The organism is Pseudomonas sp. R2-7-07 (genome assembly GCF_003852355.1).
In the GTDB taxonomy this organism is placed as follows: domain Bacteria; phylum Pseudomonadota; class Gammaproteobacteria; order Pseudomonadales; family Pseudomonadaceae; genus Aquipseudomonas.
The window spans coordinates 3018685-3036678 of the sequence record NZ_CP027759.1; the positions used below are offsets into that span (position 1 = coordinate 3018685).

The 17994-nt window shown below is 58.5% G+C and carries 21 protein-coding genes; 10 read left to right on the plus strand and 11 right to left on the minus strand.

Translation table 11 applies throughout. The annotated features are described in order from the left end of the window. Nucleotides 1–23 precede the first annotated feature (23 nt). Nucleotides 24–1031 carry an aldo/keto reductase gene (locus tag C4J86_RS13660; protein WP_124370788.1) on the plus strand — a complete coding sequence of 336 codons (1008 nt, stop codon included), beginning with the start codon at nucleotides 24–26 and terminating at the stop codon, nucleotides 1029–1031. A 159-nt stretch (nucleotides 1032–1190) separates the two neighbouring features. Next, nucleotides 1191–2072 carry an EamA family transporter RarD gene (rarD, locus tag C4J86_RS13665; protein ID WP_124370789.1) on the plus strand — a complete coding sequence of 294 codons (882 nt, stop codon included), beginning with the start codon at nucleotides 1191–1193 and terminating at the stop codon, nucleotides 2070–2072. 131 nt (nucleotides 2073–2203) lie between these two features. Here rarD and hppD read toward each other — a convergent pair whose 3' ends face one another. Continuing rightward, complete coding sequence (gene hppD, locus C4J86_RS13670) at nucleotides 2204–3280, minus strand: 4-hydroxyphenylpyruvate dioxygenase (RefSeq protein WP_124370790.1); 1077 nt, start codon at nucleotides 3278–3280, stop codon at nucleotides 2204–2206. 394 nt (nucleotides 3281–3674) lie between these two features. Here hppD and C4J86_RS13675 point away from each other — a divergent pair, with 394 nt between their 5' ends. Further along, entirely contained in the window at nucleotides 3675–5216 is a 1542-nt protein-coding gene (locus C4J86_RS13675; protein WP_124370791.1) for an EAL domain-containing protein, read from the plus strand. Between the two features lie 192 nt (nucleotides 5217–5408). Further along, a complete protein-coding gene (locus tag C4J86_RS13680; RefSeq protein WP_124370792.1) occupies nucleotides 5409–5774 on the plus strand; it encodes a histone-like nucleoid-structuring protein, MvaT/MvaU family in 366 nt (121 codons plus the stop codon). A gap of 100 nt (nucleotides 5775–5874) precedes the next feature. Here the strand turns inward: C4J86_RS13680 and C4J86_RS13685 are convergent, their stop codons facing one another. Then, the gene (locus C4J86_RS13685) at nucleotides 5875–6411 is read right to left on the minus strand and encodes a DUF4946 domain-containing protein (protein WP_124372430.1); all 537 of its coding nucleotides are present in this window, start codon (nucleotides 6409–6411) and stop codon (nucleotides 5875–5877) included. Between the two features lie 178 nt (nucleotides 6412–6589). On the opposite strand from C4J86_RS13685, the gene gloA reads away from it, so the two are divergent. Continuing rightward, nucleotides 6590–7111, plus strand: coding sequence for a lactoylglutathione lyase (gene gloA / locus C4J86_RS13690; protein WP_124362964.1), 522 nt, complete (start codon nucleotides 6590–6592; stop codon nucleotides 7109–7111). A 51-nt stretch (nucleotides 7112–7162) separates the two neighbouring features. On the opposite strand, the gene ahpF is transcribed toward gloA, so the two are convergent. From ahpF to C4J86_RS13705, 3 genes are all read right to left on the minus strand, one after another. After that, complete coding sequence (gene ahpF, locus C4J86_RS13695; RefSeq protein ID WP_124370793.1) at nucleotides 7163–8728, minus strand: alkyl hydroperoxide reductase subunit F; 1566 nt, start codon at nucleotides 8726–8728, stop codon at nucleotides 7163–7165. A 124-nt stretch (nucleotides 8729–8852) separates the two neighbouring features. Next, a complete protein-coding gene (ahpC, locus tag C4J86_RS13700) occupies nucleotides 8853–9416 on the minus strand; it encodes an alkyl hydroperoxide reductase subunit C (protein ID WP_003191303.1) in 564 nt (187 codons plus the stop codon). A 133-nt stretch (nucleotides 9417–9549) separates the two neighbouring features. After that, a complete protein-coding gene (locus tag C4J86_RS13705) occupies nucleotides 9550–10482 on the minus strand; it encodes a site-specific integrase (protein ID WP_124370794.1) in 933 nt (310 codons plus the stop codon). Between the two features lie 171 nt (nucleotides 10483–10653). On the opposite strand from C4J86_RS13705, the gene C4J86_RS13710 reads away from it, so the two are divergent. Then, complete coding sequence (locus C4J86_RS13710) at nucleotides 10654–11661, plus strand: DNA-binding protein (RefSeq protein ID WP_124370795.1); 1008 nt, start codon at nucleotides 10654–10656, stop codon at nucleotides 11659–11661. Here the strand turns inward: C4J86_RS13710 and gorA are convergent, their stop codons facing one another. Together gorA and galU are read right to left on the minus strand one after the other, a co-directional pair. Then, nucleotides 11662–13020 (minus strand): glutathione-disulfide reductase, encoded by a 1359-nt coding sequence (gene gorA / locus C4J86_RS13715; protein ID WP_124367137.1) that lies wholly within the window; start codon nucleotides 13018–13020, stop codon nucleotides 11662–11664. Nucleotides 13021–13126: 106 nt separating this feature from the next. Beyond that, nucleotides 13127–13966 carry a UTP--glucose-1-phosphate uridylyltransferase GalU gene (gene galU, locus C4J86_RS13720; RefSeq protein WP_043049885.1) on the minus strand — a complete coding sequence of 280 codons (840 nt, stop codon included), beginning with the start codon at nucleotides 13964–13966 and terminating at the stop codon, nucleotides 13127–13129. Nucleotides 13967–14265: 299 nt separating this feature from the next. Between galU and C4J86_RS13725 the strand changes: the two genes are divergently transcribed. Both C4J86_RS13725 and C4J86_RS13730 read left to right on the plus strand, forming a co-directional pair. Beyond that, complete coding sequence (locus C4J86_RS13725; protein WP_003173828.1) at nucleotides 14266–14451, plus strand: hypothetical protein; 186 nt, start codon at nucleotides 14266–14268, stop codon at nucleotides 14449–14451. Between the two features lie 143 nt (nucleotides 14452–14594). Then, nucleotides 14595–14876: a hypothetical protein gene (locus C4J86_RS13730; protein ID WP_124362970.1), complete on the plus strand. Its 282-nt coding sequence runs from the start codon at nucleotides 14595–14597 to the stop codon at nucleotides 14874–14876. A gap of 9 nt (nucleotides 14877–14885) precedes the next feature. Here the strand turns inward: C4J86_RS13730 and C4J86_RS13735 are convergent, their stop codons facing one another. From C4J86_RS13735 to C4J86_RS13750, 4 genes are all read right to left on the minus strand, one after another. Beyond that, entirely contained in the window at nucleotides 14886–15116 is a 231-nt protein-coding gene (locus C4J86_RS13735; protein ID WP_124362971.1) for a hypothetical protein, read from the minus strand. A 75-nt stretch (nucleotides 15117–15191) separates the two neighbouring features. After that, nucleotides 15192–16103, minus strand: coding sequence for a c-type cytochrome (locus C4J86_RS13740; protein WP_124370796.1), 912 nt, complete (start codon nucleotides 16101–16103; stop codon nucleotides 15192–15194). Beyond that, complete coding sequence (locus C4J86_RS13745; RefSeq protein ID WP_124370797.1) at nucleotides 16100–16747, minus strand: c-type cytochrome; 648 nt, start codon at nucleotides 16745–16747, stop codon at nucleotides 16100–16102. The genes C4J86_RS13740 and C4J86_RS13745 overlap by 4 nt, the downstream gene beginning before the upstream one ends. Nucleotides 16748–16934: 187 nt before the next feature. Next, complete coding sequence (locus C4J86_RS13750) at nucleotides 16935–17285, minus strand: hypothetical protein (protein ID WP_034119649.1); 351 nt, start codon at nucleotides 17283–17285, stop codon at nucleotides 16935–16937. A gap of 212 nt (nucleotides 17286–17497) precedes the next feature. Between C4J86_RS13750 and C4J86_RS13755 the strand changes: the two genes are divergently transcribed. Together C4J86_RS13755 and C4J86_RS26865 are read left to right on the plus strand one after the other, a co-directional pair. Next, complete coding sequence (locus tag C4J86_RS13755) at nucleotides 17498–17800, plus strand: DUF1883 domain-containing protein (protein ID WP_124362975.1); 303 nt, start codon at nucleotides 17498–17500, stop codon at nucleotides 17798–17800. 26 nt (nucleotides 17801–17826) lie between these two features. Further along, on the plus strand, nucleotides 17827–17994 hold the full coding sequence (locus C4J86_RS26865; protein WP_164484542.1) for a hypothetical protein: 168 nt from the start codon (nucleotides 17827–17829) through the stop codon (nucleotides 17992–17994).

Sequence of the window (17994 nt, forward strand, 5' to 3'; positions counted from 1 at the left end):
TTGCCTGCCATGAGGAGCTTTGCATGATTTACCGCACGTTGGGCCAGTCCGGGTTGAAGGTCAGCGCACTGACACTGGGCACCATGATGTTTGGCGAACAGACCAGCACCGAAGACTCGTTGCGCATCATCGACAAGGCCTGGGACCAAGGCATCAACTTTATCGACACCGCCGACGTCTATACCGGCGGGCGCTCCGAGGAGATCGTCGGCGAGGCCATCGCGCGCAACCGCCAGGACTGGGTGGTGGCGTCGAAGGTCGGTTTCGGCCCGGCGGATGGTATGCCCAACCGCAATGGGCTGAGCCGCAAACGCCTGTTCAATGCACTGGAGGCGAGCCTGGCGCGCTTGGACACCGATTACCTGGACATCTACTACCTGCACCGCGAGGATCACGACACGCCGCTGGAAGTCACGGTATCGGCGATCGGTGACTTGATTCGCCAGGGCAAAGTGCGCTACTGGGGGTTATCCAACTACCGCGGCTGGCGTATCGCCGAGGTCATCCGCGTGGCCGAACGCCTGGGCGTTGACAGGCCCATCATCAGCCAGCCGTTGTACAACATCGTCAATCGCCAGGCCGAGGTCGAGCAGATTACCGCCGCAGCTGCCTATGGACTGGGCGTGGTGCCCTACAGCCCGTTGGCGCGTGGCGTGCTCAGCGGCAAGTACGCCCCCGACCTGGCGCCTGAACCGGGCAGCCGCGCGGAACGCCAGGACAAACGCATCCTGGAAACCGAATGGCGCGTGGAATCGCTGCGTATCGCCCAGCAGGTCCAGCAATACACCCAGGGCCGTGGCGTGGGAATGGTTGAGTTCGCGATCGCCTGGGTGCTGAACAACGCGGCAGTGAGTTCGGCGATTGTCGGCCCGCGCACCGAGGCGCAATGGGATGCGTACACCGGGGCATTGGCGGTAGAGATCACGGCGCAGGATGAGGCGTTCGTCGACTCATTGGTAACGCCGGGGCATTCGTCCACGCCGGGCTTCAATGACGTCGGGCATTTCGTGTCGGGCCGAGTGACGCGTTAGTCGCGATGACGCGTTCTCGCTGACCACGAAAACGCGTTCAAACCGCGCATTACACGAAAATTTACGCAAGCCCGCCCCAAAACAGCGCAGCGCTTTGACGCTAAAGGCACCATAATCCTCTGCTGGAATTGGATCTGAATCGGCTTTCGCGAGGACAGCGTGTCTAAAGGTGTTGCGTTATCGGTATTGGCCTCGGTGTTGTTCGCCGTGATGTATTACTTCACGTCCCTGCTCACACCGTTGAGTGGCCTGGAAATTTTCGGCTGGCGCATGTTGCTGACCGTGCCCTGCATGACCGTATTCATGGTAGTCAGCGGCGAATGGCGGCGGGTGTGGGAGTTGCTGCGTCTGCTCGCGGCCAGGCCGCGCTTGATCGGCGGCGTGCTGGTGTCGTCCGCGTTGCTCGGCGTGCAGTTATGGCTGTTCATGTGGGCGCCGCTCAATGGCCGCAGCCTGGATGTGTCGGTGGGTTATTTCCTGTTGCCGCTGACCATGGTGTTGACCGGGCGCCTGGTCTACGGCGAACAGTTATCGCGCTTGCAGCAGATCGCCGTGGTATTTGCCGCATTGGGTGTGCTCAACGAGCTGTACCAGGCCGGCGGTTTTTCCTGGGCGACCCTGATAGTGATCATCGGTTACCCCGTGTATTTCGTGGTGCGTAAATACCTGACCACCGACCATCTGGGCGGCCTGTGGCTGGACATGGCATTGATGCTGCCGGTGGCCTGGTGGTTCGTGCAAAGCGGCGAACAGGGCTTTGCGGTACTGGATGCACAGCCCAAGCTCTACGCGTTGATTCCCATGCTGGGCGTGATCAGTGCGTCGGCGCTGGTGAGCTATATCATCGCCAGCCGTTTGCTGGCCTTCAGCCTGTTCGGCCTGCTCAGTTATGTGGAGCCGGTGTTGTTGCTGGCAGTCGCGCTACTGCTGGGTGAAGGCATCAAGGGCGGGCAATGGCTGACCTATATCCCGATCTGGCTGGCGGTGATGGTGCTGGTGTATGAAGGATTCAAGCACTTGGTGCGTCAGCGCAAAGCCTGAATCGGTCAAAAATGTGGGAGGGGGCTTGCCCCCGATAAGGCAGTGTCAGTCAGCGCATATGTGACTGAGCCACCGCCATCGGGGGCAAGCCCCCTCCCACATTTGATCGCTGTTGTGTCAGGGATTATTGCTTAGTCAGCGGTCAACACACCGCGACGTACCTGATCACGCTCGATGGACTCGAACAACGCCTTGAAGTTGCCCTCGCCGAAGCCATCGTCGCCTTTACGCTGAATGAATTCGAAGAACACCGGGCCCATCAGGGTTTCCGAGAAGATCTGCAGCAGCAGGCGCTTGTCGCCCTCGATCGAGGAGCCATCGAGCAAAATGCCGCGCGCCTGCAGTTGGTCCACCGGTTCGCCGTGGTTCGGCAGGCGGCCTTCGAGCATCTCGTAGTAGGTGTCCGGCGGCGCGGTCATGAAGCGCATGCCGATCTTCTTCAGCGCGTCCCAGGTCTTGACCAGGTCGTCGGTGAGGAACGCCACGTGCTGGATGCCCTCGCCGTTGAACTGCATCAGGAACTCTTCGATCTGGCCGGCGCCCTTGGAGGACTCTTCGTTTAACGGGATGCGGATCATGCCATCCGGCGCGCTCATGGCCTTGGAGGTCAGGCCGGTGTATTCGCCCTTGATATCGAAGTATCGCGCTTCACGGAAGTTGAACAGCTTCTCGTAGAAGTTGGCCCAGTAAGCCATGCGGCCGCGGTAGACGTTGTGGGTCAGGTGGTCGATGACCTTCAGGCCGGCGCCCTGCGGGTTACGGTCGACGCCTTCGAGGTAGACGAAGTCGATGTCATAGATTGAGCTGCCTTCGCCAAAACGGTCGATCAGGTACAGCGGCGCGCCGCCGATGCCCTTGATCGCCGGCAGGTTCAATTCCATCGGGCCGGTGTCGATATGAATCGGCTGGGCCCCGAGTTCCAGGGCGCGCTTGTAGGCTTCCTGCGAGTTCTTCACGCGAAACGCCATGCCGCACACCGACGGCCCATGCTCGGCGGCGAAGTACGAGGCAAGGCTGTTGGGCTCATTATTGAGGATCAGGTTGATCTCGCCCTGACGGAACAGGTGCACATTCTTGGAACGGTGGGTTGCAACCTTGGTGAAGCCCATGATCTCGAAGATCGGCTCCAGGGTGCCCGGGGTCGGCGAGGCGAATTCAATGAACTCAAAGCCCATCAGGCCCATCGGGTTTTCGTATTGGTCGGTCATGTTCGGTGCCTCATCATGCTTGGGGTAACAGCTAGTTTTTTACTAGCTATGTGGTTATTTGCGGGCAAGGATGAGGTCAGCGGGTGGCGCACAGGAAAGGCCTCGCACGCTGCGGGCGAGGAAGTCACCAAAGATGAGGGGCGAACCGAGTTGCTTCATGGTGTCATCAGTCTCTGACGGCGAGGCTTGCGTGAGCGCAAGTCCATATTCTTGTATGCGTAAATCGATTCTACACAGCGTAACAGTGTTTGTCCGTACTCTTATCAAATCTCCATTGCCCTGCTGTGCGCAAGGAGTTTATTGCGCAGATAAGGCGTTACGTTTTGCCGAGCACCGTGTGGCAATGCCATCTATCATCGGCATAGTCTCCCCTTTTCTGCATGGCTGCCCCTCTATGCCCCTGACCTCCCAAGGCCCACGAAGCCGAGTCGCCCGCTATTCGTTCAGCGCAGTCTGCGGCCTGCTTCCCGTTCTCCTTGGGGTGGTGATTCTTTATTGGCAGGCCGAGCGCACGCTTGAGCAAAGCACCGCTCAAACGGCGCAGGAAGCCGTGCGCCAGTTCGACTTGATGCTCGACAACACCGCCGCCGCTACCCAAGCGCTGTTACCACTGGCCGGCTTGCCGTGTGATAAGGCCGCGAAGCTGGCACTGCGTGAGCAGGTCACTCGTCGGCCGTTCGTGCGTGCCACCACCCTGTCCTGGCAGCGAAACATTTATTGCAGTTCGTTGTTTGGCAGCGGTTATGAGTCGCCGGTCAACCCGGATGACTACGTTGACGGCAATTTGTGGTTGATGAACGGCAACCCTGTCACGCCGGATACCGCGCTGCTGGTTTACCGGCTGGTCGATGGCGATCGAGCCGCGTTTGCCTCGATTGACGGTTATCACCTCACCAATGCCTTGCGCCTGATCAGCCGCTATGCCTTCCTGGTGCTGAAGGTAGGCCCCCATTGGCTGGACGCCGGGGGCAAGGTGCATACCAGCGCGCCACCGACGTTTGCCGTGGCCCGGCACTTTTTGGCCTCCAACCGCTATCCGTACAGCGTTGACGTGGGCATGCCCGAGGGCGAGGTGTGGCGTTATATGCAGGCGCGTTACCCGGCGGTGTTCAGTCTGGTGGTGTTTTTTGGGGTGCTGGCCGGCGTCCTGGCCCATTGGCTGCAAAAGCGCTCTTCGTCGCCTACCCACGAGTTGCAACGGGCCCTGGGCGCCAACGAGTTCATTCCCTATTTCCAGCCGGTGGTGCGCGGCGACACTCGCCAATGGGCCGGCTGCGAAGTATTGATGCGCTGGAAACACCCTAAAGAGGGCCTGGTGCGGCCAGACCTGTTCATCCCCCTGGCCGAGCACTGCGGACTGATCGTGCCCATGACCCGCGCCCTGCTCCGCCAGACCGCCGCGCAATTGGCGCCGCATGCCGCGCACTTCAGCCCGGGTTTCCATATCGGCGTGAACATCACCGCACGCCATTGCCTGGACCTGGACCTGGTGGACGATTGCCGGGAATTCCTCGCAGCCTTCCCGCCCGGCCAGGTCACCCTGGTCCTGGAATTGACCGAGCGTGAGCTGATCGAACCCACCGACATCACGCGCCGCTTGTTCGACGCTCTGCACCAGTTGGGTGTGATGATCGCAATCGACGACTTCGGCACCGGGCATTCCAGCCTGGGTTACTTGCGCAACTTCAATGTGGATTACTTGAAGATCGATCAAAGCTTCGTCGCCATGATCGGAGCGGATGCGCTCTCCCGGCATATTCTCGACAGCATCATAGAACTGTCCGCCAAGCTCGACTTGGGTATCGTGGCTGAGGGTGTGGAAACCGCGCAACAGTGTGATTACCTCATTGCAAAAGGCGTGGACCTTTTGCAAGGTTACCTGTTCGGCCGTCCGGTACCCTGCGATGAATTCATTAAGGCGTTGACCCGCCATTGAACAGCCATCGACTTTAGATGAAACAATCTTATTTAGACAAAGACGTGATTTACTCGAAGTGGATTAACCACTACAATTTTTCGTGCCGGCGATACACTCATGCAGGTGTTTTCGTTGAGTTAGCTTAATCCTCTTGGCTTAAGGCTTTCTTCGCAGTAGCTATCAGCTAACTACACTATTGGAGTACAGATTTTGTCCAGACTCGCCGAATTTCGCGCAGCAGAAAAAGCCCTTCAAGAGCAGCTCGCCCAGCTGGAATCGCTGAAGAACGACGCCGGGCTGAAGAAAGAAATCGAATTCGAAGAAAAACTTAAAAAGCTGATGAGCAGTTATGACAAGAGCCTGCGCGATGTGATCGCCATCCTTGATCCAAACCCGGGCAAATCGGCTGCAGCAGCCGTTCGTGCGCCGAAACAGCGCCGCGCACGTGTGGTCAAGGTTTACCAGAACCCGCATACCGGCGAGCTGATCGAGACCAAAGGCGGCAACCACCGCGGCCTTAAAGCCTGGAAAGAAGAGCACGGCGCAGCCACTGTAGACTCTTGGCTTCGCGGTTGATTAACATGCACTAACAGAAAGCCCCGCTTACGCGGGGCTTTTCGTTTATAGGTTCACAAACGAAACTAACTTAAGTTCACATTCGTTCGCCTAGAACCATTCAAAGTTTGAGGCTATCACGCACCGAACTGACCTCATCTTTGCTGGCCTCGTACGCTTGCGCCTGGCCCGCATATGAAAATACGTAGGCTTTATCGGCATCCACTGCCCCCACTAGTGTTTGCGACAGCACATGTCGACCGTTCTCGGTAATCACACAGGTAGTTTCCAGCGCCTCAAGACGACTCAATGTAGCGGGGTGCATTTTGGTGCACACGCTTTGATAACCGCCCTGGGCAAAATCTTTCTGGATAGATTTACGCATTTCCAGCAAAACGCCTTGAAGATTGACATTATGCCCAGCCTCGATCGGCGTACCGGTCAACTCCATCACCATCAAGGTCTTGCCATTTTCATCATTTTTGATCGCGCGCTGTCGCGACACGGCCTGGGTCCTCCCGGCTGCGTTGCCGTCGGGTTCAACTTCCTCGACCTGCCAGCCGCTGGGCCAATGAATTTCCGGCTCGGCCGCCAGTACGAACGGGCTGCCCAACACTAAGCACAACGTAGCCAATAACGGTTTACGAAACTCGATCATTGCCAAAAGCATCCAAGGTTCCAGCACCAAAGTTTGCGGCCCGAGCCCCGCCCCTCGCAAGGGCCGCGTGAGCTTTTTCATTTGGCGCGATCGGCAGGCCTTGCGTATCATGGCTCGGCTGCACGGACGCTTGCCGCAAGCCAAGGGACCGCTTTGCCCCATTTTTTCTGGAGGGCCCATGAGCCTGCACGAACTGAACACCTTTCCCGGCGTCACCGCCCAACCCGATACCGCCACCACCAACTTCGTGTTCAACCACACCATGTTGCGGGTCAAGGACATCACCAAGTCGCTGGATTTCTACACCCGCGTCCTGGGGTTTTCCCTGGTTGAAAAACGCGATTTCCCAGAGGCCGAATTCAGCCTGTATTTCCTGGCCCTGGTGGACAAGGCACAGATCCCGGCTGACGCTGCCGAGCGCACCCAGTGGATGAAGTCGATCCCAGGCATTCTGGAACTGACCCACAACCACGGCACCGAAAACGACGCCGACTTCGCCTACCACAACGGCAACACCGACCCGCGTGGCTTTGGCCATATCTGCATTTCGGTGCCGGATATTGTCGCGGCCTGCGAACGCTTCGAGGCCCTGGGCTGCGATTTCCAGAAGCGCCTGAGCGATGGCCGCATGAAAAGCCTGGCCTTCATCAAGGACCCGGACGCGTACTGGGTTGAAATCATTCAACCAGCACCGCTGTAAAACAAAAAACCCCATGATCACTCATGGGGTTTTTCATTTTCAGGCCCGACTTTACGCTGGGGCAGACGTACGGATCAGGTGATCGAACGCGCTCAGGGAAGCCTTGGCGCCCTCGCCCACGGCGATGACGATCTGCTTGTACGGCACAGTCGTCACATCACCGGCGGCGAATACACCCGGCAATGAGGTCTCGCCACGCGCATCGACGATGATCTCGCCGCGTGGCGTCAGTTCCACGGTGCCTTTGAGCCAGTCGGTGTTAGGCAGCAAACCGATCTGCACGAAAATGCCTTCCAGGTCGATGGTCTTGAACTCGCCGCTGTCGCGGTCCTTGTAGGCAAGACCAGTGACTTTCTGGCCATCGCCCTTGACTTCACTGGTCAGCGCGCTGGTGATCACATCTACGTTCGGCAGGCTGTGCAGCTTGCGTTGCAATACCGCATCGGCGCGCAGCTTGTTGTCGAACTCCAGCAGCGTGACGTGGCTGACAATGCCGGCCAGGTCGATGGCCGCTTCGACGCCGGAGTTACCGCCACCGATCACTGCCACGCGCTTGCCCTTGAACAACGGGCCATCGCAGTGCGGGCAGAAGCAGACGCCTTTGGCCTTGTATTCCTGCTCGCCCGGCACACCCATTTCACGCCAGCGCGCACCGGTGGCCAGGATCACAGTCTTGGACTTGAGCGTCGCGCCGCTTTCGAAGCGAATTTCGTGCAACTCACCGGCATTCTTCGCGGGTACCAGGCTGCTGGCACGCTGCAGGTTCATGATGTCGACGTCGTACTGACGCACGTGGGCTTCCAGGGCACTGGCCAGCTTCGGGCCTTCGGTTTCCTGGACCGAGATAAAGTTCTCGATGGACATGGTGTCCAGCACCTGGCCACCAAAACGCTCGGCGGCCACGCCGGTACGGATGCCTTTGCGTGCAGCGTAGATCGCGGCCGACGAGCCCGCCGGGCCACCGCCGACGACCAGTACATCAAAAGCATCCTTGGCACTGATTTTCTCAGCCGCTTTTTCGATGCCGCTGGTGTCGAGCTTGGCGAGAATTTCTTCCAGGCCCATGCGGCCCTGGCCGAAGTTCACACCGTTGAGGTAGACACTGGGCACTGCCATGATCTGACGCTCATCCACTTCAGCCTGGAACAGCGCGCCGTCGATGGCCACATGGCGGATGTTGGGGTTAAGCACGGCCATCAGGTTCAGCGCCTGCACCACGTCCGGGCAGTTCTGGCACGACAGCGAGAAGTACGTCTCGAAGCTGAACTCGCCTTTCAGCGCGCGGATCTGTTCGATCACTTCGACACTGGCCTTCGACGGGTGGCCACCGACTTGCAGCAGGGCCAACACCAGTGAAGTAAATTCATGGCCCATGGGGATGCCGGCGAAACGCAGGCTGATATCGGCACCCGGGCGGTTGATGGAAAACGACGGCTTGCGCGCATCGTTGCCATCGGTGTTCAGGGTAATCAGCGTAGTGAGGCTGGCTACGTCCTGCAAAAGAGCGAGCATTTCCTGGGATTTCGCACCGTCGTCGAGGGAGGCGACGATCTCGATCGGCTGGGTGACCCGCTCCAGGTAAGATTTCAACTGAGCTTTAAGATTGGCGTCCAACATACGGGCGATTTCCTTTAATTCTAGGTATAAAAAAACGCCCGAACGAATCTCGCCCGGGCGTTTTTTGAGGGCGGTTGCAGCTTACTGGGTAGGTGCGGATACCCGCCCTTGGGACTTCACAGACTTAGATCTTGCCGACCAGGTCCAGGGACGGAGCCAGGGTGGCCTCGCCTTCTTTCCACTTGGCTGGGCACACTTCGCCTGGGTGGGCAGCGACATACTGAGCAGCCTTGATCTTGCGCAGCAGCTCGGAAGCGTCACGGCCAACACCGCCGTCGTTCAGTTCAACGATCTTGATCTGGCCTTCCGGGTTGATCACGAAGGTACCGCGGTCTGCCAGGCCAGCTTCTTCGATCAGCACGTCGAAGTTGCGGGAGATGGTCAGGGTTGGGTCGCCGATCATGGTGTACTGGATCTTGCCGATGGCTGGCGAGGTGTTGTGCCAGGCAGCGTGGGCAAAGTGGGTGTCGGTAGACACGCTGTAGATTTCGACGCCCAGTTTCTGGAATTCGGCGTAGTTGTCAGCCAGGTCTTCCAGTTCAGTCGGGCAAACGAAGGTGAAGTCGGCTGGGTAGAAGAACACTACGGACCACTTGCCTTTCAGGTCAGCGTCGGTCACATCGACGAAGCTGCCGTTTTTGAAAGCGGTGGCTTTAAACGGTTTTACTTGGCTGTTGATGATAGGCATCGTTGACTCTCCGTCAGGGGTTAAGAAGTTGATGAGGTGAATCCTACCCACTCCGACCGACGATGGCTCATTGGCAAACCTGATGCTGACGATTGGTTTTCCCTATCAGGCGGCTGTATTAATAGAAGAAATCTCACAGCAGCGGTTGAGTCGCCAGGGTCATACCGAGAAATGGCGTCGCTTCAACATAGCGCATGGCCGATTTCATGTCGCTCCAGCCGACGTAACTCATCAATGACTTCAAATCCCAGCCGCTGCGATGGGCCCAGGTAGCGAAGCCGCGTCGCAGGGAGTGACTGGTGTACTGCTCGGCGGGGATGCCTGCGCGCTCCATGGCTTGACGCAATAAGGGGATCACGCTGTTGGGGTGCAGCCCCTCCTCCCCCAGATTGCCCCAGCGATCGATCCCGCGAAACACCGGGCCACGTACCAATGCCGAGGCACTGAGCCATTCGCTATAGGCCTGCACCGGGCACAAGCGCAACAGCGCGGGGGTGTGGTAGGTCTTGCCGAGGTTATCGCGGTCACTTTTGCTGCGCGGCAAGTAGAGGCTGATGCCGGCCCCAGGCACTGCCTGGACATGCTCGATGCTCAAGCGACACAACTCATCGCTGCGAAAGCCGCGCCAGAACCCCAACAGGATCAGCGCCGTGTCGCGCTTGGCGCGCAGTAATCCGGGCTGATCCTGGTTTTCAGCGGATTGCCTGGCCTCATTTTCAAGCGATGCAACCACCTGCTCCAGATGCGTGAGCTGCAATGGCTGCGCTTGCCGCTCCTGCGCCGGGTGCACGGCGCGGATGCCCTTGAGCACCTTGCGCACCACCGGCGCTTTGGTCGGGTCGGCAAACCCCTGGCTGGTATGCCATTGCGCCAAGGCCGAGAGCCGCAACTTCAAGGTGTTCACGGCCAGCACGCCCGCATGCGCCACCAGATAGCGCGCCACGCTGTCGCTGGTGGCCGGCAGGAACCCACCCCAACTGACTTCGAAATGCTCGATGGCCGCGCGGTAGCTACGGCGGGTGTTATCGCGGGTAGCAGCATTGAGGTAACGGTCGAGATCACTCATGGCAGGGCCTATTCGTACTGCGAACGCCTGGATCGACGCTGGAAACGCTAATGACACGGGATAATACGCCAATATCCCATCTGTTAAATAATGAATTCAAAGAGTTTTTCAGTCGTGTTACAGTATGTATATACATATCATGTACCACAGTACGAAATCGACGGAGACCCCATGGCACGCGGTGGCATAAACAAAGCAGTAGTTCAAACGGCACGCCTGGCAATCCTCGCCCGCGGTGAAAACCCCAGCATCGATGCTGTACGCATCGAGATGGGCAATACCGGCTCGAAAACCACGATTCATCGTTACTTGAAGGAACTGGACGAAAGCGAAACCCGGCAAATCATCACCGAAGCGCCTATCGACGATGAGCTGGGTGAATTGGTGGCACGCCTCGCACAGCGCCTGAAGGAGAAGGCTCAGGAACCCATCGACCTCGCCCTGGCGCAGTTCGAACAGCAGAAAAGCGCCCTGCTCACTCAGCTTGAAGCGCTGCAGGAGTCCCATCACCAGTTGCAACAGCAGTTTGATATCCAGGCCGCCGCCCTCGCCGAGGAAAGCGCCGCCCTGCACACCGCCAGCACCAGCCTGCAAGCCGAGCAAACGCGTAACGCCGGGCTAAGCCAGGCATGCAGCGATTACGAACTGAGGATCAACGACAAGGACGAGCAGATTCGCTCCCTGGAAGACAAGCACCTCCACGCCCGCGATGCGCTTGAGCACTACCGCAATGCCGTCAAGGAGCAGCGTGAGCAGGAGCAGCGTCGCCATGAAGGCCAGTTGCAGCAGGTACAGGCCGAACTGCGCCAGGCCCAGCAGAGTGCCCTGGTGCGTCAGGATGAAATCACCCAGTTGCATCGAGACAACGAGCGCTTGTTGATCGAGCATCGGGTGACTGCCAAGGAGCTGAGCGCACTGCAGGAGCAGGTGCGCAAAGACCAGGCGTTGCGGCTCGAATTGAACGAGAGGATCAGCCAGGTCGACAGCGAGCGCACGCTGCTTCAGGAGCGCTTGCGGGTTGCGCTGCTGGAAAGTCAGTCACGAAAGGACGCGCTGACTGTACATCAACAGGCCAACAAGGCGCTGGAACTGGACCTGATCAAGGCCCAGGCCAGCATTGAAGCGTTGCGCCTGGCCGCCGTCGTTGCAACGACGCCAGAGGCAACGCCCGAGACCTGATCAGCCTGCCACAGGCGTGCGCATGGTGACGAACTCTTCCGCAGCCGTCGGATGCACGCCAATGGTCTCGTCGAAATGCTGTTTGGTCGCGCCGGCCTTAAGCGCGATCGCCAGGCCCTGGACGATTTCGCCGGCATCGGGCCCGACCATGTGGCAGCCCAGCACTTTGTCGGTGTCGGCGTCGACCACCAGCTTCATCAGGGTCTTTTCCTGGCAGTCCGTCAAGGTCAGCTTCATGGGCCGGAAACGGCTTTCGAAGATCTGCACCTTGTGGCCGTTCTTCTTCGCCTCTTCTTCCGTGAGGCCCACCGTACCGATGTTCGGCAGGCTGAACACGGCCGTCGGGATCATTGCGTAATCCACCGCGCGGTATTGCTCGGGCTTGAACAGGCGACGCGCCACCGCCATGCCTTCGGCCAGGGCGACCGGGGTCAACTGCACGCGGCCGATCACATCACCGATGGCCAGGATCGACGGCTCGGCGGTTTGATACAGATCGTCCACACTGACAAAGCCACGCTCATCGAGTGTGACACCGGTGTTCTCCAGGCCCAGGTTGTCCAGCATCGGCCGGCGGCCGGTGGCGTAGAACACGCAATCGGCTTCAAGCACGCGACCGTCTTTCAAGGTGGCCTTGAGACTGCCATCGGCTTGCTTGTCGATGCGCTCAATATCGGCATTGAATTGCAGGTCGAGGCCGCGCTTGGTCAACTCTTCCTGCAAATGCTTGCGCACCGCGCCATCGAACCCGCGCAGGAACAGGTCGCCGCGGTACAGCAACGAGGTCCGTGCGCCCAGACCATGGAAAATGCCTGCGAACTCAACGGCGATATAACCACCACCCACCACCAGTACGCGCTTTGGCAGCTCTTTCAGGAAGAATGCTTCGTTCGAGCCGATGGCGTGCTCACGCCCTGGAATCTCAGGGATCTGCGGCCAGCCGCCGGTGGCGATCAGGATATGCTTGGCGCTGAAGCGCTCGCCGTTGATTTCCACCTGATGGGGATCAACCAGGCGCGCATGCCCTTCGTGCAGGGTCACGCCGCTGTTGACGAGTAAATTGCGGTAGATGCCGTTGAGACGGTTGATCTCGCGATCTTTGTTGGCGATCAGGGTCGCCCAGTCAAAGTTCGCTTCACCCAACGACCAGCCAAAACCGCTGGCCTGTTCGAAGTCTTCGGCAAAGTGCGCGCCATACACCAACAGCTTTTTCGGCACGCAGCCCACATTCACACAGGTACCGCCCAGGTAGCGGCTTTCTGCCACGGCCACCTTGGCGCCAAAGCCGGCGGCAAAGCGCGCCGCGCGAACACCGCCGGAACCGGCGCCAATTACATACAGATCAAAATCGTAGGCCATTTCATTCTCCTCGGCAGGCCATCAGCATACCGACTTACATGGGGCTGAAAAACGAAAAAGCCACCCGAAGGTGGCTTTCACTTGAAACAGATGAGCAACGCGAAAATCAGTAAGCCTTGCCAGTCTTGTAGAAGTGCTCGAAGCAGAAGTTGGTCGCTTCGATGTAGCCTTCAGCACCACCGCAGTCGAAACGCTGGCCTTTGAATTTGTAGGCGATGACGCAACCGTCTTTGGCTTGCTTCATCAGGGCGTCGGTGATTTGAATCTCGCCGCCTTTGCCCGGCTCGGTTTCTTCAATCAACTTGAAGATGTCCGGCGTCAGGATGTAGCGACCGATAATGGCCAGGTTCGATGGGGCATCTTCAGGGGCTGGCTTCTCGACCATGTCACGTACGCGGATCAGGCCATCACCAATGTCGTCACCGGCGATGACGCCGTACTTGTTGGTTTGCGATGGGTCCACTTCCATCACCGCGACGATGGTGCAGCGGTATTTCTGGTAGAGCTTGACCATCTGGGTCAGCACGCCGTCGCCTTCCAGGTTCACGCACAGGTCATCGGCCAGTACCACGGCGAACGGTTCATCACCGATCAGCGGGCGACCGGTGAGGATGGCGTGGCCGAGGCCTTTCATCTGGGTCTGACGGGTGTAGGAGAACGAGCATTCGTCGAGCAGCTTGCGGATACCGACCAGGTATTTTTCCTTGTCGGTGCCCTTGATCTGGTTTTCCAGCTCATAGCTGATGTCGAAGTGGTCTTCCAGCGCGCGCTTGCCACGGCCGGTCACGATGGAGATTTCATTCAAGCCGGCATCCAGTGCCTCTTCGACGCCGTACTGAATCAGTGGCTTGTTCACCACCGGCAGCATCTCTTTGGGCATGGCTTTGGTCGCTGGCAGGAAGCGAGTGCCGTAACCGGCTGCTGGGAACAAGCATTTCTTGATCATATGAGTCCTTACAGAGGGCTGTGCGTACGGAATTCGGCGCAGTCTAATCAGGCCGCAGTCACCTTACAATGGGTCCTGCTGGCGCCGCGATGTCATCATAGAGAAAATATGTCGGCGTAAGTTCCGCTGATCTTTCAACAGGCAGACGGACCGGCGCCTGGGTGTTGATGTTTCCAGAGGCTGCACCCTTTGTAGCACGCTTTTCGGCACCGGGCACCGGGCTTGAATTACTTGGGCAAACCCCGTGTATTTGCGGCTATCATTGCACCCTTGAATCAGCTCACGAGATTGCTAATTAGATGTCAGAACCAAAAGGCGTAAACGGCTACCTGATCACCCAACGTGCGGACGGCTGGCACCTGATCAACTTTCATGGCGACAGCGTCGCAGGCGTTTTCGAGACCGAAAGCATGGCGATTGCGGTTGCCGAAGTGTTCGTCGATGAAGCAGGTCATGCGTCAAGCAAGCGGCCAAAAGGCAAATAAGCCGCGCTGCCTTGCATCAAAAGCCCCGCCAAGCGGGGCTTTTTTGTGTTTGGCTGTACCTAGATGGCAGTTCGCTATAATCTTCCGCCAACGCCCCACACTAGTGTCAGCGCTCCCTTCAACACCTTCGAAGACGATTCTCTATGAACAAAATCCTGGCACTCACCGCGGTATTGGCGCTGGCCGGCTGCACCACCACGTCGGACACTTATCTGAAAAATGGTGAACAAGGCTTGACCATCGACTGCTCGGGCGAAGCCAACTCATGGGCCAGTTGCTATGAGAAAGCTGACGCCTCGTGCGCAGGGACTGGCTACCGTATCGTCGGCACAGACGGCACCCCATCACTCAAGGAAAGCGAACAGACCCTGGGCAAGGACGTGGGCAATTTCAAAAGCCGCAGCGTAGTGGTGGTGTGCAAGTAAGCCGTAACGCTACAGATGAACTTCGGCGAACTTGATCCCCAGGCTGCGCAATATTTCGATCAAGTCATCCAGGCGCGGAAATGACTCGACCTCATCCTGATCGTCCACCAGGAAGTAACTGCGGCCGTCACTCTTCTTGAAAAAGACGATCCACTCGCCCAGGTCGGCGGGGTTCTGGATGACGTGGGTCGCCGTGATCTGACCTTCAGCATGGCGGGCTTTGACGTGTTCTCGCTTCATAATGGGCGTTCCAGGCAGGGCATGCCGCTCAGACCCAGGGTTTGAGCGGCATTTTTTTAGGCGGTGACCGACAGTTTACCGGATGCCTTGCCCGATCAACACGCCGTCTACCGTCTGGCCATAGAGATTGACCCCATCATTGGCGTGAAACTTGATGCGGGTCTTCTCTATCGATCCCTCGACCAGCCTCGGATCCTGGGGCCGCTCGTGGCTGTTGATGTACGCCGCGACATCCCATGCCTGCTGATCGCTCAAGCTGCCGATCTTGCCCAGCGGCATGTTGTGCTTGATGAAGGACGCTGCCGTGTTGATCCGGTGCATGCCGGCGCCCCAATTGTAGGAATCCTTACCCCATAACGGCGGCATGACATAACCCTCGCCCACCTTCTGCCCCTGCCCTTCAGCGCCATGGCACACCGCGCATTGCCCGTTGTACACCTGCGCGCCCTGGGCCAGGTCGTAGCCTTTAGCCGGTTGCGCCACCTCGGGATAGCCGCGCCCGGGTAATTCAACCCCCAAGGGCGCTTTGCTGGAGAGCCAGTAGGCATACACCGACAGCGCGGTGATTTCGGGACTGTCCGCCGCCGGCGGAGTACCGCCGTTCATGCTGAACTGGAAGCAGCCCTGCAAGCGTTCGGCAAAGGTATTGACCTTGTCATTCTTCTTGCGATAAGCCGGGTACATCGGATACGCACCCCACAATGGCGCCGAGTTGGCCATGCGGCCTTGGTCGAGGTGGCAATTGCTGCAGTTGAGCCCGTTACCGACAAATTGCGGCGCCAGGCGCTTGGTGTCGACGAACAAACCATACCCCTGCCTGACCAGCTTGCCGTAGGCATTGTCCGGCAGTTCGCTTTCCTGAGGGGGTTGAAAGGCAGGGGCATTGGAGTGCGCAGCGGCCTGCAATTGGGATTGGTCTTCCATGGCGATCGGCGTGGCATGGGCGGGCACCGCCATCAACATCCCCATCAACATGAGTGCCTTCATGGCTTGGCCTCCAGCGGTAATGAGGCGAAATACTGGGCCACGCCCTGCACCTCATTCGGGGTCAGGGATTTGGCGATGTGCCCCATCAGGTCATTGGGATCGTCGCGCCGTGTACCGTTCTGCCAGGCGCTCAATTGCGCGGCCAGGTACGCCGCCGGCTGGCCGGCCAACGGCGGGAATGCGTCCCCCACACCGACACCGGAAGGGCCATGACAACTGACGCACGCGGGAATCTGCCGCTCCCATGCCCCTTGCAGGGCCAGTTTCTGTATCGGGTTGGCAGGCATTTCGCTGCGGGGCATCCTGGCGGTCAAAGGGGCTGGCATCGCGGCCACAGCCTCGCTTAGCGCGGCGATTTCGGCGTCAGTGAGCGCCTTTGCCAACGGCTGCATCACCGGATTACTTCGCGCCCCGCTGGCAAAGTCCGACAATTGCCTGCGCACGTATTGTGCGGGCAATCCCGCCAACCTGGGGAAACCTGCCGCCGCAAGCCCCAGCCCATCGGCGCCATGACACGCCACACAGGGCATCGCGCCGGGCTGCGAACCGCCCTCGGTATAAATTGTGTTGCCGTCGAGCGCGTAGGCATTACCCAACAGCAGCCATAACGCGCTTCCCACCAGTGCTCGTTCCAGAGACATCATCACAGCTCCATCTTTATAGTTATAAGCTTAGGCATAAACTGCATAACCATACAGATGGTATGGGAATTGATCCGGCGTCACAACACCCTGAAACAGCCAAAAAAAAGCCCCACCCTGTAGGAGCGAAGGTGCTCGTGCCTACAGGGTGGGGCTTTTATCGGGTTCAGTGCGTGGGATACGCCTTGGCTTAACCGGAAATGCAATCTTCCCCGGCTTTCTTCACATCGCCCGGCCGGATCGGCACATTGGACATGCTTTCATAAAGCTTGATGCTGCTACCGCTGGAGCGGTCCTCGATTTCGAAGATCGCCGATGGATCGGCCGAGAACTTCTGCGGCACGATCACTTGAAAACCATCTTTATGGGGTTCGATCTGCGGTGGACGACGTGTCGCCTCCAATTTGCGCACTACACACGCAGCATATTCCTGCGGCTTTTTCCCGGAAATGACCACCAACGTAGGTGGGGTCTGCTTGATATCTGCAACCGAAGCACACCCACCTATCGCCAAGGCCAGCACCAACACACTCCACTTCATACTAAAACCTCCGATAAAGACCCTACGACAGCGGGCGCAGGAGATTTCTCCCGCAGATGTAGGATTTATCTATGAAAACTCGGTAAATAACTGTTTTAAATTGTCGAAGTCGTCGACGACGACCCGATAATAAACGCGCTGGGGCTGATAAACTCCATCTTATCCTACGTATCGTTCTGATTTTTCAGAAAAAGCCCTTCTGGAGACACCCCATGAAATTTATCCATCAGCGTGAGCACCTCAACGAGGGAGACATTGTCGTCATCGAATGCTCGCAGACCTGTAATATCCGCCTGATGAGCGACGCGAATTTTCGCAGCTTCAAGAACGGCGGCCGCCATACCTACCACGGCGGCGCATTCGACACATTCCCGGCAAAAATCACCGCCCCCAGCACTGGTTTCTGGAACATCACCCTTGACGTGGTCACGCGCCGCGCCATCAGCGTTACCCGCAAGCCAGCGCTGTCCCACAAGATTCGCATCGTTCGTCGCACCGGCACCAAGCTGAGCTGACCCCGAACACCGCAAGGAAAAAAGCTGTGACCACCACGACCAAATACGTCATCAAATACAAGCTCAACGGCGAACGTCGCTTCGAATTTGCCCAGTTGACCAGCAATAGCGTTGAGGAAGCCAAGCAAGCCCTGGCGAAAATCCACGATGCGAGCGACGAAATTACCGACATCAACGTGAGCAAGGCGCTGTAA